The 17,062-nt window shown below is 59.5% G+C and carries 16 protein-coding genes and 1 pseudogene; 9 read left to right on the plus strand and 8 right to left on the minus strand.

Annotation, left to right across the window (positions count from 1 at the left end; genetic code table 11):
• Positions 1-85: 85 nt before the first annotated feature.
• Together lptG and lptF are read right to left on the minus strand one after the other, a co-directional pair.
• The gene (gene lptG / locus Q1W70_RS05265; RefSeq protein WP_166588640.1) at positions 86-1,147 is read right to left on the minus strand and encodes an LPS export ABC transporter permease LptG; all 1,062 of its coding nucleotides are present in this window, start codon (positions 1,145-1,147) and stop codon (positions 86-88) included.
• Entirely contained in the window at positions 1,140-2,258 is a 1,119-nt protein-coding gene (gene lptF / locus Q1W70_RS05270; protein ID WP_166588641.1) for an LPS export ABC transporter permease LptF, read from the minus strand. Before lptF ends, lptG begins: the two co-directional genes overlap by 8 nt.
• 310 nt (positions 2,259-2,568) lie before the next feature.
• Here lptF and Q1W70_RS05275 point away from each other — a divergent pair.
• From Q1W70_RS05275 to Q1W70_RS05285, 3 genes and pseudogenes are all read left to right on the plus strand, one after another.
• Positions 2,569-4,060, plus strand: a pseudogene (locus tag Q1W70_RS05275) (leucyl aminopeptidase).
• Positions 4,061-4,119: 59 nt separating this feature from the next.
• The gene (locus Q1W70_RS05280) at positions 4,120-4,548 is read left to right on the plus strand and encodes a DNA polymerase III subunit chi (protein WP_166588643.1); all 429 of its coding nucleotides are present in this window, start codon (positions 4,120-4,122) and stop codon (positions 4,546-4,548) included.
• Between the two features lie 7 nt (positions 4,549-4,555).
• A complete protein-coding gene (locus Q1W70_RS05285) occupies positions 4,556-4,984 on the plus strand; it encodes a DNA polymerase III subunit chi (protein WP_302098657.1) in 429 nt (142 codons plus the stop codon).
• Positions 4,985-5,123: 139 nt separating this feature from the next.
• Here the strand turns inward: Q1W70_RS05285 and Q1W70_RS05290 are convergent, their stop codons facing one another.
• The gene (locus Q1W70_RS05290) at positions 5,124-5,564 is read right to left on the minus strand and encodes a DUF3757 domain-containing protein (protein WP_166588645.1); all 441 of its coding nucleotides are present in this window, start codon (positions 5,562-5,564) and stop codon (positions 5,124-5,126) included.
• A 359-nt stretch (positions 5,565-5,923) separates the two neighbouring features.
• On the opposite strand from Q1W70_RS05290, the gene Q1W70_RS05295 reads away from it, so the two are divergent.
• Together Q1W70_RS05295 and rlmF are read left to right on the plus strand one after the other, a co-directional pair.
• Positions 5,924-8,770 (plus strand): valine--tRNA ligase, encoded by a 2,847-nt coding sequence (locus Q1W70_RS05295; protein WP_185818261.1) that lies wholly within the window; start codon positions 5,924-5,926, stop codon positions 8,768-8,770.
• 166 nt (positions 8,771-8,936) lie between these two features.
• A complete protein-coding gene (rlmF, locus tag Q1W70_RS05300; protein ID WP_166588647.1) occupies positions 8,937-9,959 on the plus strand; it encodes a 23S rRNA (adenine(1618)-N(6))-methyltransferase RlmF in 1,023 nt (340 codons plus the stop codon).
• 78 nt (positions 9,960-10,037) lie between these two features.
• On the opposite strand, the gene Q1W70_RS05305 is transcribed toward rlmF, so the two are convergent.
• A complete protein-coding gene (locus Q1W70_RS05305) occupies positions 10,038-10,319 on the minus strand; it encodes an HU family DNA-binding protein (protein WP_007905514.1) in 282 nt (93 codons plus the stop codon).
• A 396-nt stretch (positions 10,320-10,715) separates the two neighbouring features.
• On the opposite strand from Q1W70_RS05305, the gene yejK reads away from it, so the two are divergent.
• Together yejK and Q1W70_RS05315 are read left to right on the plus strand one after the other, a co-directional pair.
• On the plus strand, positions 10,716-11,720 hold the full coding sequence (gene yejK / locus Q1W70_RS05310) for a nucleoid-associated protein YejK (RefSeq protein ID WP_166588648.1): 1,005 nt from the start codon (positions 10,716-10,718) through the stop codon (positions 11,718-11,720).
• On the plus strand, positions 11,720-12,070 hold the full coding sequence (locus tag Q1W70_RS05315) for a glutaredoxin family protein (RefSeq protein WP_166588649.1): 351 nt from the start codon (positions 11,720-11,722) through the stop codon (positions 12,068-12,070). The genes yejK and Q1W70_RS05315 overlap by 1 nt, the downstream gene beginning before the upstream one ends.
• 52 nt (positions 12,071-12,122) lie before the next feature.
• On the opposite strand, the gene Q1W70_RS05320 is transcribed toward Q1W70_RS05315, so the two are convergent.
• From Q1W70_RS05320 to Q1W70_RS05330, 3 genes are all read right to left on the minus strand, one after another.
• A complete protein-coding gene (locus Q1W70_RS05320) occupies positions 12,123-13,058 on the minus strand; it encodes a glutathione S-transferase family protein (RefSeq protein ID WP_185818260.1) in 936 nt (311 codons plus the stop codon).
• Between the two features lie 87 nt (positions 13,059-13,145).
• Positions 13,146-13,457, minus strand: coding sequence for a GIY-YIG nuclease family protein (locus Q1W70_RS05325; protein WP_166588651.1), 312 nt, complete (start codon positions 13,455-13,457; stop codon positions 13,146-13,148).
• A 41-nt stretch (positions 13,458-13,498) separates the two neighbouring features.
• Entirely contained in the window at positions 13,499-13,969 is a 471-nt protein-coding gene (locus Q1W70_RS05330) for a nuclear transport factor 2 family protein (protein WP_166588652.1), read from the minus strand.
• A gap of 682 nt (positions 13,970-14,651) precedes the next feature.
• Between Q1W70_RS05330 and Q1W70_RS05335 the strand changes: the two genes are divergently transcribed.
• Positions 14,652-15,281, plus strand: coding sequence for a DUF1120 domain-containing protein (locus tag Q1W70_RS05335; protein ID WP_166588653.1), 630 nt, complete (start codon positions 14,652-14,654; stop codon positions 15,279-15,281).
• Between the two features lie 283 nt (positions 15,282-15,564).
• A complete protein-coding gene (locus tag Q1W70_RS05340) occupies positions 15,565-16,101 on the plus strand; it encodes a hypothetical protein (RefSeq protein ID WP_302098658.1) in 537 nt (178 codons plus the stop codon).
• Here Q1W70_RS05340 and Q1W70_RS05345 read toward each other — a convergent pair.
• On the minus strand, positions 16,062-16,697 hold the full coding sequence (locus Q1W70_RS05345; protein WP_166588797.1) for a response regulator: 636 nt from the start codon (positions 16,695-16,697) through the stop codon (positions 16,062-16,064). The genes Q1W70_RS05340 and Q1W70_RS05345 overlap by 40 nt on opposite strands.
• Between the last annotated feature and the right edge of the window lie 365 nt (positions 16,698-17,062).

Consider the following 17,062-nt stretch of genomic DNA (forward strand, 5'->3'; position numbering starts at 1 on the left):
GCAGGTAAAGCCATCACCTGCAAAAACGCCCCGCTCTGGCGAACGGGGCGTTTTCGGGGGCAAACGCGAGTTCAAATACCGCTGATCAGCCGGCTCGACGCATCAGCCAGAGGCCTGCCAAAGCACAGACCGCAGCCGGGATCAGCACCGCAAACAGCGGCGAGAAACCGAACACCAGGCTCGATGGCCCGAGCAAATCCTGGACGATGCGGAAGGTGAAGCCCACCAGCACGCCGGTGAACACCCGCTGACCGAGGGTTACCGAACGCAGCGGACCAAAGATGAAGGAGATCGCCATCAGCACCAGGGCGGCGGTGACCAGCGGCTGCAACACTTTGACCCAAAATGCCAGCCAGTAGCGGCCGTTGTTCAGGCCCTGATCAGCCAGGTAATGGATATAACCCCACAGGCCGCTGATGGACAGCGATTCCGGGGCCATCACCACGGTGCTCAGCAGTTGCGGGCTGAGGGCCACATCCCAGCGCTCGACCGGCGCGTTCACCACTTCGGTGCTCTTGCCGTGGAACAGGGTGGTGGTGACGTCACTCAACTGCCAGTGATCGGTGTCGAACTCGGCGCGTTTGGCGAAGCTTGCGGACAGCAGGTGGTGGTCATTATCGAAGCGATAACGGGTCACGCCATACAGGCGGCCATTGGGCTGCACCGAGTTGACGTGAATGAACTCGTCCCCCTGGCGATGCCACAAGCCGTGCTTGGCGCTTTGCGAATCGCCACTGCCCTGGGCCAGCGAACGGTTGGCCTGAGCGATGTTTTCCGTGGCGGGCGCCACATACTCGCCAATCAGCACCCCGGCCACCATCAGGAACAGCATCGGCTTCATCACCGCCCAGACGATGCGCCCAATGGATACACCGGCCGCGCGCATGATGGTCAATTCGCTGTTGCTGGCCAGGCTGCCGAGGCCGATCAGGCAACCGATCAGAGCGGCCATGGGCAGCATGTCGTACAGGCGGCGCGGCGCGGTCAGGAGCACGTAGCCCAGGACATCCATCACCGTGTAGGTATCGCTGGCATCGCCCATTTCATCGATGAAGGCGAACAGGGTCGCCAGGCCGAGGATGATCCCCAGCACGGCCAGGATTGCCATGAATACACTGCTACCAATGTAGCGATCGAGCTTAACCACGGGTCACCTCCAACGCATAGCGGCGACTCGCCATCTTCAAGCGCAACGGCTCCCAGTAGAGCAACCCCAGGCCAATGGCCAGGAAAATCCCGTGGACCCACCACAGCCCCAGCGCTGGCGGCAACTTGCCCTTCTCCAGGGCACCGCGGGCAGCGATCAGGATGGTCAGGTAGGCCATGTACAGCAGGATCGCCGGCAACAGCTTGAGGAATCGGCCCTGACGCGGATTGACCCGCGACAGCGGCACGGCCATCAGGGTCACGATGAACACCAGCAACGGCAGGGACAAACGCCATTGCAGCTCGGCATGGGAACGCACGTCATCGCTGCCCATCAGATTGGCGGTACTGATGGCGTCGCGATCGGTCACTTCGTCGCTGACGTCAGGCTTGGGCAACAGCACGCCATAGGTGTCGTACTTGATGATCCGATAGTTGGCCTGCCCCGGGTTGCCGTCATAACGATAGCCATTGTCGAGAATCAGGTAGCGGTTGCCATCCGACTTGATCTCCTGGCGGCCCTTCTCGGCCACCAGCACAGAAATGCCGCGATCCTTGTTTCCCGTGGCTTCGTTCTTCTGCGAGATGAACACGCCGGCCAGGTTGACGCGATCGTCCGAAAGTTTCTCGGTGTAGGTCACCCGCGTGCCGTCGCGCAACGACTGGAAGCGTCCTGGCTCCAGGGTGTCGAACTCGGTCAGGGCATCCTGCTTGTTCAGCAGCAACTGGAACTGGTTGGCACCTTGCGGGGCCAGGCCCAGGCTCAACCAGGCCACCAGCAACGCCACCAGCGTGGCCGGGAACAAGGTGTAGACGAACAGGCGTTGCTGGCTCATGCCGGTGGCCGACAGCACGGTCATTTCGCTTTCGAGATAGAGCCGGCCATAAGCCAGCAGAATCCCCAGGAACAACCCCAGTGGCAGGATCAACTGCAAGAAGCCCGGCAGGCGGAAGCCCATGATCAGGAACAGCGAGCCCGGATCCAGTAGGCCGGCAGCGGCTTGGGCGAGGTACTTGATAAAGCGCCCACTCATGATGATGACCAGCAGCACGGCACTGACGGCGCTCAGGGTCACCAGGACTTCACGGGACAGATAACGGAAGACAATCAAACCAGACACTCCAGGGTTGTCAGGCTAAGGCGGCCAAACAAGCAAACAGGTCGGGTGACTCGTGGAACCATGAGCCACCGCAAAAGATGCGGCATTATCCTGTGATTGACCGCGCCTGTCACTGCGCATGCTCACGCCGCTATGCAATGCATTAAAGATCACTTGCGCAAGGGTTGTCAGGCGCAGCCAGCGAGGTTCAAACTGCGGCCTTTGTCGCGGGCCTGGCCCGCACCTTTTCTATATAGAAGGCAAACGTGTGCGCACAGGGTGCGGCACGCTGTACTTTGACCATTTATTCAAGGACCCGGACATGGAACTGGTTGTAAAAAGCGTTAGCCCAGAAACCTTGAAAACCGCCACGCTGGTCATCGCAGTCGGCGAAGGCCGGACACTCGGCAACGTCGCCAAGCAGGTCGATGAGCTCAGCGGCGGTGCCATCAGCGCCATCCTCAAGCGTGGCGACCTGGCCGGCAAAGTTGGCCAGAGCCTGTTGCTGCACAGCCTGCCGAACCTCAAGGCCGAGCGTGTGCTGCTGGTGGGCGTGGGCAAGGACGCCGAACTGGGCGACCGTCCGTTCCGCAAAATCGTCGCCGGCATCCTCAACACCCTCAAGGGCCTGGGTGGCAGCGATGCCGCACTGGCGCTGGACGAAGTGGTGGTCAAGGGTCGTGACAGCTATGGCAAGACCCGCTTGCTGGCCGAAACCCTGGTGGACGGCGAATACAGCTTCGACCAGTTCAAGAGCCAGAAGGCCGAACCGCGCGCCCTGAAGAAAATCACCCTGTTGACCATCAAGGCCGCCCAGGCCGAAGTGCAACGCGCGGTGGCCCACGCCAGCGCAATTGCCAATGGCATGGCTTTCACCCGCGACCTGGGCAACCTGCCGCCGAACATCTGCCACCCGACCTTCCTCGGCGAACAAGCGAAAAACCTGGGCAAAACCTTCAAGAGCCTGAAGGTCGAAGTCCTGGATGAGAAAAAGATCAAGGAACTGGGCATGGGCTCGTTCTACGCCGTCGGCCAGGGCAGCGCCCAGCCGCCGCGCCTGATCGTCATGCAATACAACGGCGGCAAGAAATCCGAGAAGCCGTACGCCCTGGTCGGCAAGGGCATCACCTTCGACACCGGCGGCATCAGCCTCAAGCCGGGCGCCGGCATGGATGAAATGAAGTACGACATGGGCGGTGCGGCCAGTGTGTTCGGCACCCTGCGCGCGGTGCTCGAGACTGAAGCTGCCGATCAACCTGGTGTGCATCCTGGCCTGCGCCGAAAACATGCCAAGCGGCAACGCTGCGCGCCCGGGCGACATCGTCACCACCATGAGCGGCCAGACCGTGGAAATCCTCAACACCGACGCCGAAGGCCGCCTGGTGCTGTGTGACGCCCTGACCTACGCCGAGCGCTTCAAGCCGCAGGCAGTGATCGACATCGCCACGCTGACTGGCGCCTGCATCGTCGCACTGGGTTCCCACACCTCCGGCCTGCTGGGCAACAACGACGAACTGATCGAACAACTGCTGAGCGCCGGCAAGGCTGCCGACGACCGCGCCTGGCAACTGCCGCTGTTCGATGAGTACCAGGAGCAACTGGACAGCCCGTTCGCCGACATCGCCAACATCGGTGGGCCGAAAGCCGGCACCATCACGGCTGCGTGCTTCCTGTCGCGCTTTACCAAGAACCTCAACTGGGCCCACCTGGACATCGCAGGTACCGCCTGGACCAGCGGCGGCAAGGACAAAGGCGCCACTGGCCGCCCGGTACCGTTGCTGACCCAATACCTGCTGGATCGCGCCAAGGCCTGAAACCGATGACCTGAGGCGGCGTCACCCTCGGTGGCGCCGCCTCAGGCTCAGGAACCGCAATGACCAAAGTCGATTTCTACATCCTGCCCAGCGCCGACCCTCAGGCGCGGCTGGATTTCGCCTGCAAGCTCAGCGAAAAGGCCTGGCGCATGGGCCACCGCATCTACCTGCATTGCAGCGATGCCGCCCAACGCGACGACCTTGATGCTCGCCTGTGGGCGTTCAAGGGCGAAAGTTTCGTGCCCCACGGCCCAGCCGAGAGCGAACCGGATGGCTTGATTGTGTTGGGCCTGGGTGATGATCCCGGTGAACACCAGGACCTGCTGGTCAACCTCGACGTCAAGGTCCCACCGTTTGCCCAACGGTTTGCCCGCGTGGCGGAAGTGGTCGTCGAAGACCCCGCTATTCGTCAGGCCGCGCGGGAGAGTTTCCGCTTCTACCGCGAACAGGGCTATCCTCTGCAAGATCACCGGCTACAGCGACTCTGAGTACAAGATGGACACGCCAAAACCGCTGCAAAAGGCCGCACACCTGCTGGATGACCTTGAGTCGATCCGCCAGTTGCTCGGCGATGACAACCTGCAACCACCACTGCTGACCGACACCGTCGAGACCGCAAGTGATGAAGGCCAGATTCCCTTGCTGTTCGACCAGGTCAGCGGTAAACCACTGGCCGAAGTCGTCGAACAACCTGCCCCTACTCCAGCGCCCGCGCCCGCACCAGCACCTGCACCTGCACCCGCCGCCACGACAACCGCCCAGCAAGCGGCCGACGTCATGCTGCATCTGGACGGCGAGTTGCGCGCCGCCGCGCAGTTGATCATGCAAGACGTGATCGATGACTTTGCTCCGCACATCGAGACGGAAATCAAGCGCCGCCTCGACGCGCGAATGGAACGGTTATTGAGTCAGTACGACAATTGAGCCGCTGTTCCTGAGCCACCGCTGAAAGAAGGATCGGTCGCCCGTGAAGTTGGCGACCGAGTATTTCGAACAACAACTCCCCATCAAGAGCAGCAACTTCAGCCACTACTCCTTACTTGGAGGGCAACACCCACCTCAACTAACCCTTACTTGGACGAGACAGCTCCTTGAAGGTGCAAGCCCCGTCGGTTTTATCTTCGCAGTAATACTGGTCATACCACGGTTCCCAGACTCCACCTGCCTGGATGCTGACAACAGTGCCTTCACGCTTGAAGCGCATGTCCAGTTTCCCACCGTCGCGCAAGCTATAGCCGCAACGCAGGAGTTCACCCACCACAACTCCCTCGACCACCTCCCCGCGAGCCTTGAATATCGCCTCATCGAACCCACCCACCGGGCCGCGCCCAGTCTGCGATGTGCCGCTCCACTCACCTTCGCCGCTGAGCGTCGCTGCGGTATAGCTACCCGTACTACCGACCTCCTTGATATCTGCAACCTTCGGACAGTGCTCCATTGTTCCGGCCCACGCGTTGGCCGACATCAATAGAGGGATCAACAACGAAATTTGTTTAATAAACATAAACACTCCATGTGGCTATATAAACTTAGAGATTACAACCGAGGTACACAACAACCAACTTCCGTGAACCTGCGCGGATACTACTTACATGCCGCCCCGACTAAAACAGGCAAGCGTGTAGGGAATTTCCTTATCTACAACGGAAACTTCTTCCTATATCTGACACTCACTGAACGCTCACTGAACACTCACGCAAAATGGCCATTAGTCTCTGCGCATGAACGCGGCGCACCTCGACCGCCCCTGGAAAAAAACGGAGATTTCTCCCTCCTGCCATCAGCTCGCTCTACGCCCCAGGCGACATCCCCGCTATACTTGCCGGCTTTTCCTGAATAAATGCCAATAGGGTCCCGCCGCGCATGGATAAGACCTACCAGCCGCACGCCATTGAAACTTCCTGGTACAACACCTGGGAGTCCGAGAACTACTTCGCCCCGCAAGGCGCGGGCGATTCCTACACCATCATGATTCCGCCGCCGAACGTCACCGGCAGCCTGCACATGGGTCACGGTTTCAACAACGCGATCATGGACGCGCTGATCCGTTTCCGCCGCATGCAGGGCCGTAACACCCTGTGGCAGCCGGGCACCGACCACGCCGGTATCGCCACCCAGATGCTGGTGGAGCGTCAGCTCGAAGCCAAAGGCCAGAGCCGCCACGACCTGGGTCGCGAGAAATTCCTGGAAAAGGTCTGGGAATGGAAAGATGAGTCCGGCGGCAATATCAGCCGTCAGATCCGTCGCCTCGGCTCGTCGGTGGACTGGAGCCGCGAGCGCTTCACCATGGACGACGGTCTCTCGGAAGCGGTCAAGGAAGCATTCGTACGCCTGCACGAAGATGGCCTGATCTACCGCGGCAAGCGCCTGGTCAACTGGGACACCAAGCTTCACACGGCGATTTCCGACCTCGAAGTGGAAAACCACGACGAGAAAGGTTTCCTGTGGAACCTTAAATACCCGCTGGCCGACGGCGCCAAGACCGCTGAAGGCAACGATTACCTGATCGTCGCGACCACTCGCCCGGAAACCATGCTCGGCGACGCCGCCGTGGCCGTTAACCCGAACGATGAACGCTACAAGGCCCTGATCGGCCAATTCGTCGAGCTGCCGCTGGTTGGCCGCCGCATCCCGATCATCGCTGACGATTACTGTGATCCCGAGTTCGGCACCGGCTGCGTGAAAATCACCCCGGCCCACGATTTCAACGACTACGAAGTCGGCAAGCGTCACAACCTGCCGCTGCTCAACATTTTCGACAAGAACGCCGCGGTGCTGCCTGCCTGCCAGGTGTTCAACCTCGACGGCACGCTCAACGAAAGCATCGACGGCAAGATCCCGGCCGAGTACGCCGGCCTCGACCGTTTTGAAGCACGCAAGCAGATCGTCGCAGCGTTCGACGCCGCCGGCCTGCTGGTCAGCGTTGACGATCACGGCCTGAAAGTACCCAAGGGCGACCGCTCCGGCACCATCATCGAACCGTGGCTGACCGACCAGTGGTACGTGTCCACCAAGCCGCTGGCCGAGCCTGCGATTGCCGCCGTGGAAGACGGCCGCATCCAGTTCGTACCCAAACAGTACGAAAACATGTACTTCTCGTGGATGCGCGACATCCAGGACTGGTGCATCAGCCGTCAGCTGTGGTGGGGCCACCGGATCCCGGCCTGGTACGACGAGTCGGGCAAAGTCTACGTCGGTCGCGACGAAGCCGAAGTGCGTGCCAAGCACAACCTGGGACCAGACGTTGCCCTGCAGCAGGACAACGACGTCCTCGATACCTGGTTCAGCTCGGGCCTGTGGACCTTCTCCACCCTCGGCTGGCCGCAACAGACCGAATTCCTCAAGAAGTTCCACTCCACCGACGTCCTGGTGACCGGCTTCGACATCATTTTCTTCTGGGTTGCCCGGATGATCATGCTCACCATGCACTTGGTGAAGAACGAAGACGGCACGCCCCAGGTACCGTTCAAGACCGTGTACGTACACGGCCTGGTGCGCGACGGCCAAGGCCAGAAGATGTCCAAGTCCAAGGGCAACGTCCTTGACCCACTGGACATCATCGACGGCATCGACCTGGAAACCCTGGTGCAAAAACGTACCAGCGGCCTGATGCAGCCGAAACTGGCGAAAAAGATCGAGAAGCAGACCCGCGACGAGTTCGCCGACGGCATTGCCAGCTACGGCACCGACGCCCTGCGCTTCACCTTCTGCTCGCTGGCGTCCACCGGCCGCGACATCAAGTTCGACATGGGCCGCGTCGAAGGCTATCGCAACTTCTGCAACAAGATCTGGAACGCTGCGCGCTACGTGCTGGACAAGGGCGAAGACTGCGGCCAGAACGGCGAAGCCTACGAGCTGTCGCTGGCCGATCGCTGGATCATCTCCCAGCTGCAGCGCACCGAAGCCGAAGTGACCCGCCAACTCGACCAGTTCCGCTTCGACCTGGCCGCCCAGGCCCTGTACGAGTTCATCTGGAACCAGTACTGCGACTGGTACCTGGAATTGTCCAAGCCCGTGCTGTGGGACGAAAACGGCCCGATCGAACGCCAGCGCGGCACCCGTCGCACCCTGGTGCGCGTACTGGAAGTGGCACTGCGCCTGGCGCACCCGTTCATGCCGTTCATCACCGAAGAAATCTGGCAGCGCATCGCACCGCTGGCGGGCATCGACGGCAAGACCATCATGCTGCAACCTTGGCCAGTGGCCAACGAAGCACGCATCGACCAGGCGGCCGAAGACGACATCGAATGGCTCAAGGGCCTGATGCTGGGTACGCGCAACATTCGCGGCGAGATGAACATCGGCCCGGGCAAACCCCTGCCGATCTTCCTCAAGAACGTCAGCGCCGAAGACCAGCGTCGCCTGAGCGAGAACGAAGTCCTGCTGAAAAAGCTGGCCAAGCTTGAGTCCATCACCGTGCTGGCAGCCGGCGAAGAAGCGCCATTGTCGGCCACCGCCCTGGTCGGCGAGATGGAAGTGCTGGTGCCAATGGCCGGCCTGATCGACAAGGGTGCGGAACTCGCCCGTCTGGACAAGGAAATCCAGCGTCTGCAAGGTGAAGTGCAGCGTGTCGGCGGCAAGCTGTCCAACGCCGGTTTCGTCGACAAGGCCCCAGCCGAAGTCATCGAGAAAGAACGCGCCAAACTGGCCGAAGCCGAACAGGCTCTGGGCAAGCTGGCCGAGCAACACGCGCGGATTGCCAGCCTGTAACGGCAAACTGCAATAACAAGGGAGGCCCGCAACGGCCTCCCTTTTTTGTGCCCGCCCCCAGAGCCCGCTCCCGCAGGGATCCTCGTTGTTGGCGAAAATGGGTTCACAGCGCCTGGATGTGGGACAATGCCCGTCTCTTTCAGCCACACCCGAATCGACTACGCCCATGACCACCCCCCGCACACCCCGCCCTGCGCGCAAAAAGCCTGATTCCGCGACCCCGGCCAAAGCCGTGGAGCCCCGCGAAAAGGCCAGCCTGCACCCGCGCAACCGCCACCAGGGCCGTTACGACTTCCCGGCGCTGATCAAGACCACGCCGGAACTGGCGCAGTTCGTGATCATCAACCCCTATGGCAAAGAGAGCATCGACTTCGCAAGCCCGGATGCGGTGCGGGTGTTCAACCGGGCATTGCTCAAGTCGTTCTATGGCATCGCCCATTGGGACATCCCGGCCGACTACCTGTGCCCACCGGTTCCGGGGCGTGCCGATTACGTGCACTTTCTGGCCGACCTGCTGGCCAGCGTCAACGACGGTGAGATCCCTCGCGGCGCACCGGTCAAGGTGCTCGACATCGGCATGGGCGCCAACTGCGTCTATCCGCTGATCGGCTACAGCGACTACCGCTGGCACTTCCTCGGCTCGGAAATCGATCCGACCGCCGTGGCGGCAGCCAAAGCCATTGTGCAGTCCAACGGCCTCAACAAAGCCATCCAGCTGCGCCAGCAAAGCAACCCCAAGCACATCCTGCTGGGCTTGCTGGAACCGGGCGAGCGTTTTGACCTGACCATGTGCAACCCGCCGTTCCATGCCTCGATGGACGAGGCGACCAAGGGCAGCGAGCGTAAATGGCGCGCCCTGGGCCGTGCCGACCCGAAACGCAAACTGCCGGTACTGAACTTTGGCGGACAATCCGCCGAGTTGTGGTGTGAAGGCGGTGAAGCGCGGTTCGTGACGCAACTGATCGCCGAAAGCGCGCACTTTCAACACAAGGTGCTGTGGTTCAGTACCCTGGTCTCGAAAGCGTCAAACCTGCCCGCCATCCAGACCGCGCTGAAAAAGGCCGGTGTGCTGGAGAGCCAGGTCGTGGAGATGTCTCAGGGGCAGAAACAAAGCCGCTTTGTCGCCTGGACCTTCCAGACCAAATCCGAGCAGCAAGTCTGGCGCGAGCGCTGGGTTCGCAAAAGCTGAGTTTCGCCTGACACCGTATTTCAGGCACAAAAAAGCCGCGCCCGGATTGCTCCGAGGCGCGGCTCTTTTTTATGCGTCTTACTTGTTAACAGCGTCGGTCAGGCCTTTAGCCACAACCAGCTTGATAACTTTCTTGGCAGCGATTTCGATGGCAGCGCCAGTCGAAGGGTTGCGGCCGGTACGGGCAGGACGCTCGGTCACTTTCAGCTTACCGATACCTGGCAGGGTGATTTCACCGCCGTTTTCCAGTTGATCAGCAACGATTTGGCCCAGTTGGTCCAGAGCGTTACGCGCAGTGGTTTTAGGCGCGTCGATAGCTTCAGCGATATCGGCGATCAGTTGGTCTTTAGTAAGAGCCATGTAGTGTTCCTTCCCTATCAAATTCATATGGATTGCAGAGTGCAGTGTCAGCCATCGAGCCCGATCTTCTGGATCTGGCACCCTCGGCTACAACACCGACGGGTCGGGGTTATAGATACCGAAATCAGGGTTTGGTTCGACCTGACAAATGCTGAATGCACGCTTAACGCAGTGACTTCGCGTAAGACCGGGCAAAACTAGCACAGAGACGGGGAAATATCCGCCTCTACCTACCCATTTGGTCAGCTTTATTGCTCTAAATCCGCAAAAAAGCGCATAAGCCCGGGATGACCTGCCTCCCAGTCCCTTCGAGCACCGCCAAAACCAGCAGGTGCGGTACACTGGGCACTTTTTCGGGGGAGCACGCCCTCCACCATTCATACAGCCGAGAAGCCCATGCCGATCCGCCATTGCATCGTCCACCTGATCGACAAAAAACCCGACGGCACACCCGCAGTTCTGCACGCCCGCGACTCGGAGCTGGCCGAATCCGCCGCCATCGAGAACATGCTCGCCGACCTCAACGAGAGCTACAACGCCAAGCAAGGCAAGGCCTGGGGTTTGTTCCACGCCGAGTCCGGCGCACATCCGTTCAGCGGCTGGCTGAAGGAGTACCTCGATGGCGGCAAGGACTTCACCGCCTTCAGCCGGATTGCCGTGGAGCACCTGCAAAAGCTGATGGAGGAGTCCAACCTGTCGACCGGCGGCCACGTCCTGTTCGCCCACTACCAGCAAGGCATGACCGACTACCTGGCCATTGCCCTGCTGCACCACAGTGAAGGGGTGGCCGTGACCGACCAGCTCGACGTGACCCCGTCCCGGCACCTGGACCTGGGCCAGTTGCACCTGGCCGCACGGATCAATCTCTCCGAGTGGCAGAACAACAAACAGTCCAAGCAGTACATTTCGTTCATCAAAGGCAAGAATGGGAAGAAGGTGTCGGAGTACTTCCGCGACTTCATCGGCTGCCAGGAAGGCGTCGACGGCCCGGGCGAAACCCGCACCCTGCTCAAGGCCTTCAGCGACTTCGTCGAAAGCGAAGACCTGCCGGAAGACTCCGCCCGCGAGAAGACCAAGACCCTGGTCGACTACGCCAGCAGCCAGGCCAAACTGGGTGAGCCCATGGGCCTGGAGGAGCTGTCGGAACTGATCGACGAAGAACGCCCGAAAGCCTTCTACGACCACATCCGCAACAAGGACTACGGCCTGTCGCCGGAGATCCCGGCGGACAAACGCACCCTCAACCAATTCCGCCGATTCACCGGTCGCGCCGAAGGCCTGTCCATCAGCTTCGAAGCGCACCTGCTGGGCTCCAAGATCGAGTATGACGAAGAAGCCGGCACCCTGGTCATCAAGGGCCTGCCGACCTCCCTCACCGACCAGCTCAAGCGTCGCAACTGATGCTCGCAGGCGCACTGAAGAAGGTCCTGCTGATTGTGCTGGTGCTGGTGGTCTATCAGAACTGGGGCAAGATCGAGCGGTTGTTCAACCCCTCGCAGGGGGTCGCCGAGCAGGTCCGGGCCAACGCCCGGGTGGTGCTCTACGCCACCGACTGGTGCGGCTACTGCAAGCTGACCCGGCGCTTCCTTGACCAGAAGGGCATACCGTTCAAGGAATACGACATCGAAAAGGATGCCGAGGCGCGCAAGGCCTATGAGGCCCTGGGCGGGCGCGGCATTCCGGTGCTGGACGTGAACGGCACGCTGATTCGCGGCTATGAGCCCGAAGCGATTCTGGCGGCGTTGAAGTAACCCCCCTCAGAAGATTGCCCCCTGCACCGCAGGCGGCGATCCTTTCCCGCGGTCAGCAAGCCTCGATGCGGAACCCGAACCGTGGGAAGTGCACATGCACCACCCCAGCACGCGGGTCTTCGCGGCGCAGGATCAGTTCTTCGCGACCGGCAAACAACAACTCACCCGCCACCGGATCAACGCCATAATCCGTGGCCGCGATCACCACCTGTTGGCCGGCCTTGAACCCGTTTGGCTCATCGAACTGCTCGTCCGGCAATGCCGCCGGAACGGACGTTCGCGCCACCTGCAGCGCTTCTTCGGCGCTCATCTCGCTTGAGGCGCCATGGCCGAAACCCAACACACGGGCATGCCACGCGGTAACCGCCGGGTAAGCATCGACCAGTGGCGCGGTGACCGGCGTCGCTTTCAGAAACCATAGCGAATGCGCCAGGGCGAAGTCGGCAATCGACGGCTCGCCGAACAGGTAATCACCCTGCTCACGCTGCAGCTGCTGCTCCAACCGCGACATGATCGTCGGCCATTGATGCCTGGCTTGCTCCGCCGACAGGCGTGTCGCACTGCCACCGCTGAACAGCCCGGCGCGGTCGGCGATAAAGGCCTTGATCGCTTCCGGCGGCAAATTGCCGAAGCGCACCGCGATCGACTCCGGCTGGAACACCAGGCTGACCGCATGCTGGAACACCACCGAGTCGGCCCAACTGGCGAAGCTGGCGGCGATCATTTCCTGGCCTTCCGGGAAGAACGCCGGCAGGGCTTTTTCCTGCTCCAGGCGACGGGCGATCAACGAAGTGTCGCAATAGATATCCGCGCCGATTTGCAGCACCGGGGTCTTGCGATAGCCACCGGTCAACGCGGTCAGATCGGGTTTTGGCATCACCGGTGAGATCTTCACCGAGCGCCAGGACAGCCCCTTGAAGCCCAGCAGCAATCGCGCCTTTTCGGCAAATGGGGACGTCGGGTAATGATGCAGGATCAACTCGGACATGCTCGGCTCCGCCGCACGAATAGGAAGTCGCAGCTTAGCGCGCAATCGGTTAGCAGCCTACAGATCTGCCTGATAGGACCTGATCAGTCAAAGTGATAAGCCTGCGGCGGCGCTGGCCACCAGGCATTCCTTGGCGCTTTTCTTGAGCTTTTTGATCAGGCGCTCCTGGCGCAATGCTTCGCTCTTGTCGCGACAGACTTCGGTATAGACCAGCGCCATGGCCGGACTGGACAGGAAGAAGCGCGCTCCTTTGCCGCTTTGATGCTTGGCGAATCGGCGCACGGGATCGTCGCTGATCCCGCAGTAGAGCGAACCATTGGCCGCGCGCACGAGATAGACGAACCAGGGTTTGCTCACCGCAATGGCAGTGTCGACAGGGTTTTCGCTGGGGGTGTTCACGGAGCGATCTGTGCTTGAAAGGGAAACAAGCCGCGATCTTATCAGCGGCTGGCCTGGAATGCCCTCAGCCCCTTCAAGGCCTGGGCACGAACAGCGTTGCTCACCAACGGCGTCCAACCGAGCAGCAGGCCTTTGAAACCCAACGCCTGACGCGACCACTTCCACAGATCGAAGCTGTCGTGATGCTCGCAAATCTTGCCGTCACGCAAGACGAAGCGCGCCTGGATATCGTTGACCACGGTGTTGCCGGTCTGGCTGAACAGGTAGCGGGCAACCCAGTGTGCGCTGCCGCTACGCTCATCGGCTTGCACGCTGTCGAAGGTCAGGGAAAAGTCCTTGGCCCGGGTGGTCAGCATGCGCCACATATCGCTGGCATCGCGGCCGCGCAACTCGCCAAACGCCGGATCGCTGAAGACCACATCATCGGTGTAGCAGGCCGCCATCGCTTCGGCATCGAGGCGTTGGAAAGCCTGATAGAAACGGGTGATCAAGGCGCTATGGGCGTCACTCATTTGCGGGTCCCCCTGGACTTGCATAATGGCTTCAAAAGATTGCCTGCACGATAGTCTGTAAATGCATCGAACACTATCTGCATTCATGACGAAAACAACGCGGGGACTGTTCACGTCATTTCAATACGTCATTGCGCTGTCGGCATTGTCAGCCTCACCGACGATCACGCATCGCCTGCTGGCGTTGATGAGTATGCGCAGCCGACACGAACGACAGAGCAGTCTGTCAGCAATTACGACTCGCACTGCGGGATACTTCCTACTTGAGGCGCAAAGGCGCGGAAAATAACGCCCTTCCTATCCATTCCACAACGCCCCGAAAAAGCCTCTGAGGTCACAACCTCACGTATTCAACGGATTAACTCTTTTGCCCACCTGAAAAACAGACGACTCCCATACTTCATCGTAAAAACTACGTCAGCGAACTTCAATCAAAGGGCTATTCGTTGGAAAACGCTACGTAGTCTGTAACACTCCTCCCTCCCACACCCGCCAGCTTTCGTACTAGTTGCATTCCTCCCTCTCCACCTGCTCGCTAAATTGCGCCTCACTCGACGAAATTCCGCCGAGTGGCTTCTGCGGCGGCGCTACATAAAACTAAATCGACGAGTTTAAGTATTGAACACGAACTCAACCTCCAAGCGCTTTTAATTGTCGCACTTACCAACTAGAGGGACCTACCATGAAAAGCTTCACCTCCAAACTCATTGCGACCCTGATCGTCACGGCTAGCACTTCTGTATCCGCAGCCAGCAGCACTGACCTGACAGTTAAGGGACTGATCACACCGAATGCATGCGATCTGACAATATCTAAAGGCGGCATCTTCGATCTAGGAAAAATTTCAGTGAACGACCTTAATGAGGACTTGCCCACCTCGGTCGGTAGAGCTGATTTTCAACTTGACGTAACCTGCGATGAAAAAAGCCTGATCGCTCTAAATGTCGTGGATAACCAGTCAGGAACATCGACCACTTCAAGAGCTCTCGGTTTGGGCTTGATAAACGGCAATCAAAAAATAGGCTACGCCAGCATGCAGTTCATCCCCCTCCATGCCGATACCGCCGCCGTTGCAGCGATCATATCCTCGAACTCTGGAGCAACTTGGAGGCCAATACCATCCAACGCATATTTGGCTCCGGATGAATATGTCTCTGCCGCATCATTGGGTGGCCCGAATCTACCTATTGAGGTCAAGGAATTGAGTGCAGAACTGAGGGTTCATGCACACATTGATGCAAAGAAAAATCTGGACCTGACTAATGAAGTAACCATTGATGGCTCCGCCACAATCGAGATGGTCTACCTGTAATTTGCAGTTTTAGCCCGCACAATCCAATTGCCGAGACCATAACAAAAACACAGATAATCCCTCGGACAGTCGCCACACCTGGCATAACGAAAGCGTCGTGGTTTGTCGTGGCTAGATTTGGTGACATTCGGCTCCCCCGGACATCTGTACCTGGGGAGCTATTACGCTCATGGGCTGCGGAAAATGGCGTTGGTTTGAATTCGCTGCGTTTCGACTCTCGAAACAGCGCAGTGGGGGCTCTGTCTCAAGTGTATCGAGCCGACTCCACCACCGGAGAGCGGGCATGGAGGCATCCCGATGCCCCACACCGAACGCTGCACGAAGTTATCCGGGTTTGACCGATGTGCCAGCCAGCACCGCAGGGCCCATTGCGATCCGGAACTTGTCCAGCCGGATCCTCCAGCAGGCGATCATCGCACCGACCTCGACGCTGGACTTGAGTCAAGACGTGTTCATTGATGGCTCGGTAATCCTGGAACTCATCTATTTAGAGATTCCAGTCATGGCTAATTCCCTCACTGCCGCCCTGCATATACAGCGCCCGCCCAGCACCGAGGCCGGCGATGATCGTACTCAGGCAATGACGCCGAAGATCCAGCCCCACAAGCCTTTGAACGGCACATACAGGCAACCGAACAAGCTGCCGATGTACCTGGATGTCGTTGACTACGATGTTGTCGGTCTGACTGAACAGCTAGGTCGCCATCCAATAGGCAGCCCTCGCGTGCGCATCGGCACGGACGCTCTCGAAACTCTGGGAGAAATTCCTGGCCCGAGTGATCAATGCGGTGAGTGGGCCATGCCGCTGTCGCGGGCATAGGCAAAAAGCCCGACGTCAGTACGGATGCCCAGGCGGAGCATGGCCATGTTTTTCTGTTTGCTGATAGTCGACACGCTGCGTTTAACCTGTTGGGCGATTTCGCTGACGGTCATGCCGTTGGCCAACATTCTGACCACCTCAAGCTCCTTGACCGACAGTGGCGATTCCCCCAGCTGGTTGTCCGCGTTGTCCAGCCGTTCGCGCAGGAACTCACTGATGTAGCGTCGCCCCTGCCTCACCGCATTGATTGCCGCCGGCAGCTCGGACGCCGAGGTGTTTTTCGCGACGATGCCCATCACCCCTTGAGCCAGCACCGCCCTCGCCGTGGCCACGCCGGTAAACATTGTCACCAAAATCACCGGCATTGCCGGGTATAGACGGTGAAGGGTGTTCAACATTTTCAGGCCATCAGCCTGCTGCCCACCCGGCATGGAAAAGTCGGTGATCAACAGATCACAGGGGGTGTTTGAAAGCACGTTCATCAGGCTGTCTACGCCATCGGCCTCTGCGACAACTTCGCATTGACTGCTGGTATTGATGAATGTTCGCATTCCTAAGCGAACAAAGGAATGATCGTCAGCGATTACGACTCGCATTGTGGGAGCTGTCCTACATGAATGTATGCCGTGAAAGTACCTCTGTTTTAACGACACCACAACAACCAGACATGCCCCTCGCCCCAAGCAAGTTCAAAGCCCTCAAGCCCTCGAGAGCACACCCGCACAAAGAATAAGATTAATCCTACGAATACAACTAAATTCCCCTACGAAACCTTGGCAAATCGCACACTTAAAAAATCGAAAACCTACGCATGCTGCAACACTTGTCTTTACACCAAGTAGTACTTTCGTATTTGTTGCATTTGCGCTCCTCACCTCGATCGATACATTGCATTTCCTTTGAGCAACCGCCACCCAACATCGCGCTGCGCATTGGACATTAACCTCAAAATACTCTTCGA

It is taken from the genome of Pseudomonas kielensis (assembly GCF_030505375.1).
GTDB lineage: Bacteria > Pseudomonadota > Gammaproteobacteria > Pseudomonadales > Pseudomonadaceae > Aquipseudomonas > Aquipseudomonas kielensis.

Excerpts from the sequence above, each read along its gene's own strand:
- Q1W70_RS05345 (WP_166588797.1), bottom strand. The coding sequence starts at position 16,697 with ATGCGAGTCGTAATCGCTGACGATCATTCCTTTGTTCGCTTAGGAATG.
- Q1W70_RS05340 (WP_302098658.1), top strand. The coding sequence starts at position 15,565 with ATGGAGGCATCCCGATGCCCCACACCGAACGCTGCACGAAGTTATCCG.
- Q1W70_RS05305 (WP_007905514.1), bottom strand. The coding sequence starts at position 10,319 with ATGGCTCTTACTAAAGACCAACTGATCGCCGATATCGCTGAAGCTATC.
- rlmF (WP_166588647.1), top strand. The coding sequence starts at position 8,937 with ATGACCACCCCCCGCACACCCCGCCCTGCGCGCAAAAAGCCTGATTCC.
- Q1W70_RS05335 (WP_166588653.1), top strand. The coding sequence starts at position 14,652 with ATGAAAAGCTTCACCTCCAAACTCATTGCGACCCTGATCGTCACGGCT.
- Q1W70_RS05290 (WP_166588645.1), bottom strand. The coding sequence starts at position 5,564 with ATGTTTATTAAACAAATTTCGTTGTTGATCCCTCTATTGATGTCGGCC.
- Q1W70_RS05330 (WP_166588652.1), bottom strand. The coding sequence starts at position 13,969 with ATGAGTGACGCCCATAGCGCCTTGATCACCCGTTTCTATCAGGCTTTC.
- yejK (WP_166588648.1), top strand. The coding sequence starts at position 10,716 with ATGCCGATCCGCCATTGCATCGTCCACCTGATCGACAAAAAACCCGAC.
- Q1W70_RS05285 (WP_302098657.1), top strand. The coding sequence starts at position 4,556 with ATGGACACGCCAAAACCGCTGCAAAAGGCCGCACACCTGCTGGATGAC.
- Q1W70_RS05320 (WP_185818260.1), bottom strand. The coding sequence starts at position 13,058 with ATGTCCGAGTTGATCCTGCATCATTACCCGACGTCCCCATTTGCCGAA.
- Q1W70_RS05280 (WP_166588643.1), top strand. The coding sequence starts at position 4,120 with ATGACCAAAGTCGATTTCTACATCCTGCCCAGCGCCGACCCTCAGGCG.
- Q1W70_RS05315 (WP_166588649.1), top strand. The coding sequence starts at position 11,720 with ATGCTCGCAGGCGCACTGAAGAAGGTCCTGCTGATTGTGCTGGTGCTG.
- Q1W70_RS05295 (WP_185818261.1), top strand. The coding sequence starts at position 5,924 with ATGGATAAGACCTACCAGCCGCACGCCATTGAAACTTCCTGGTACAAC.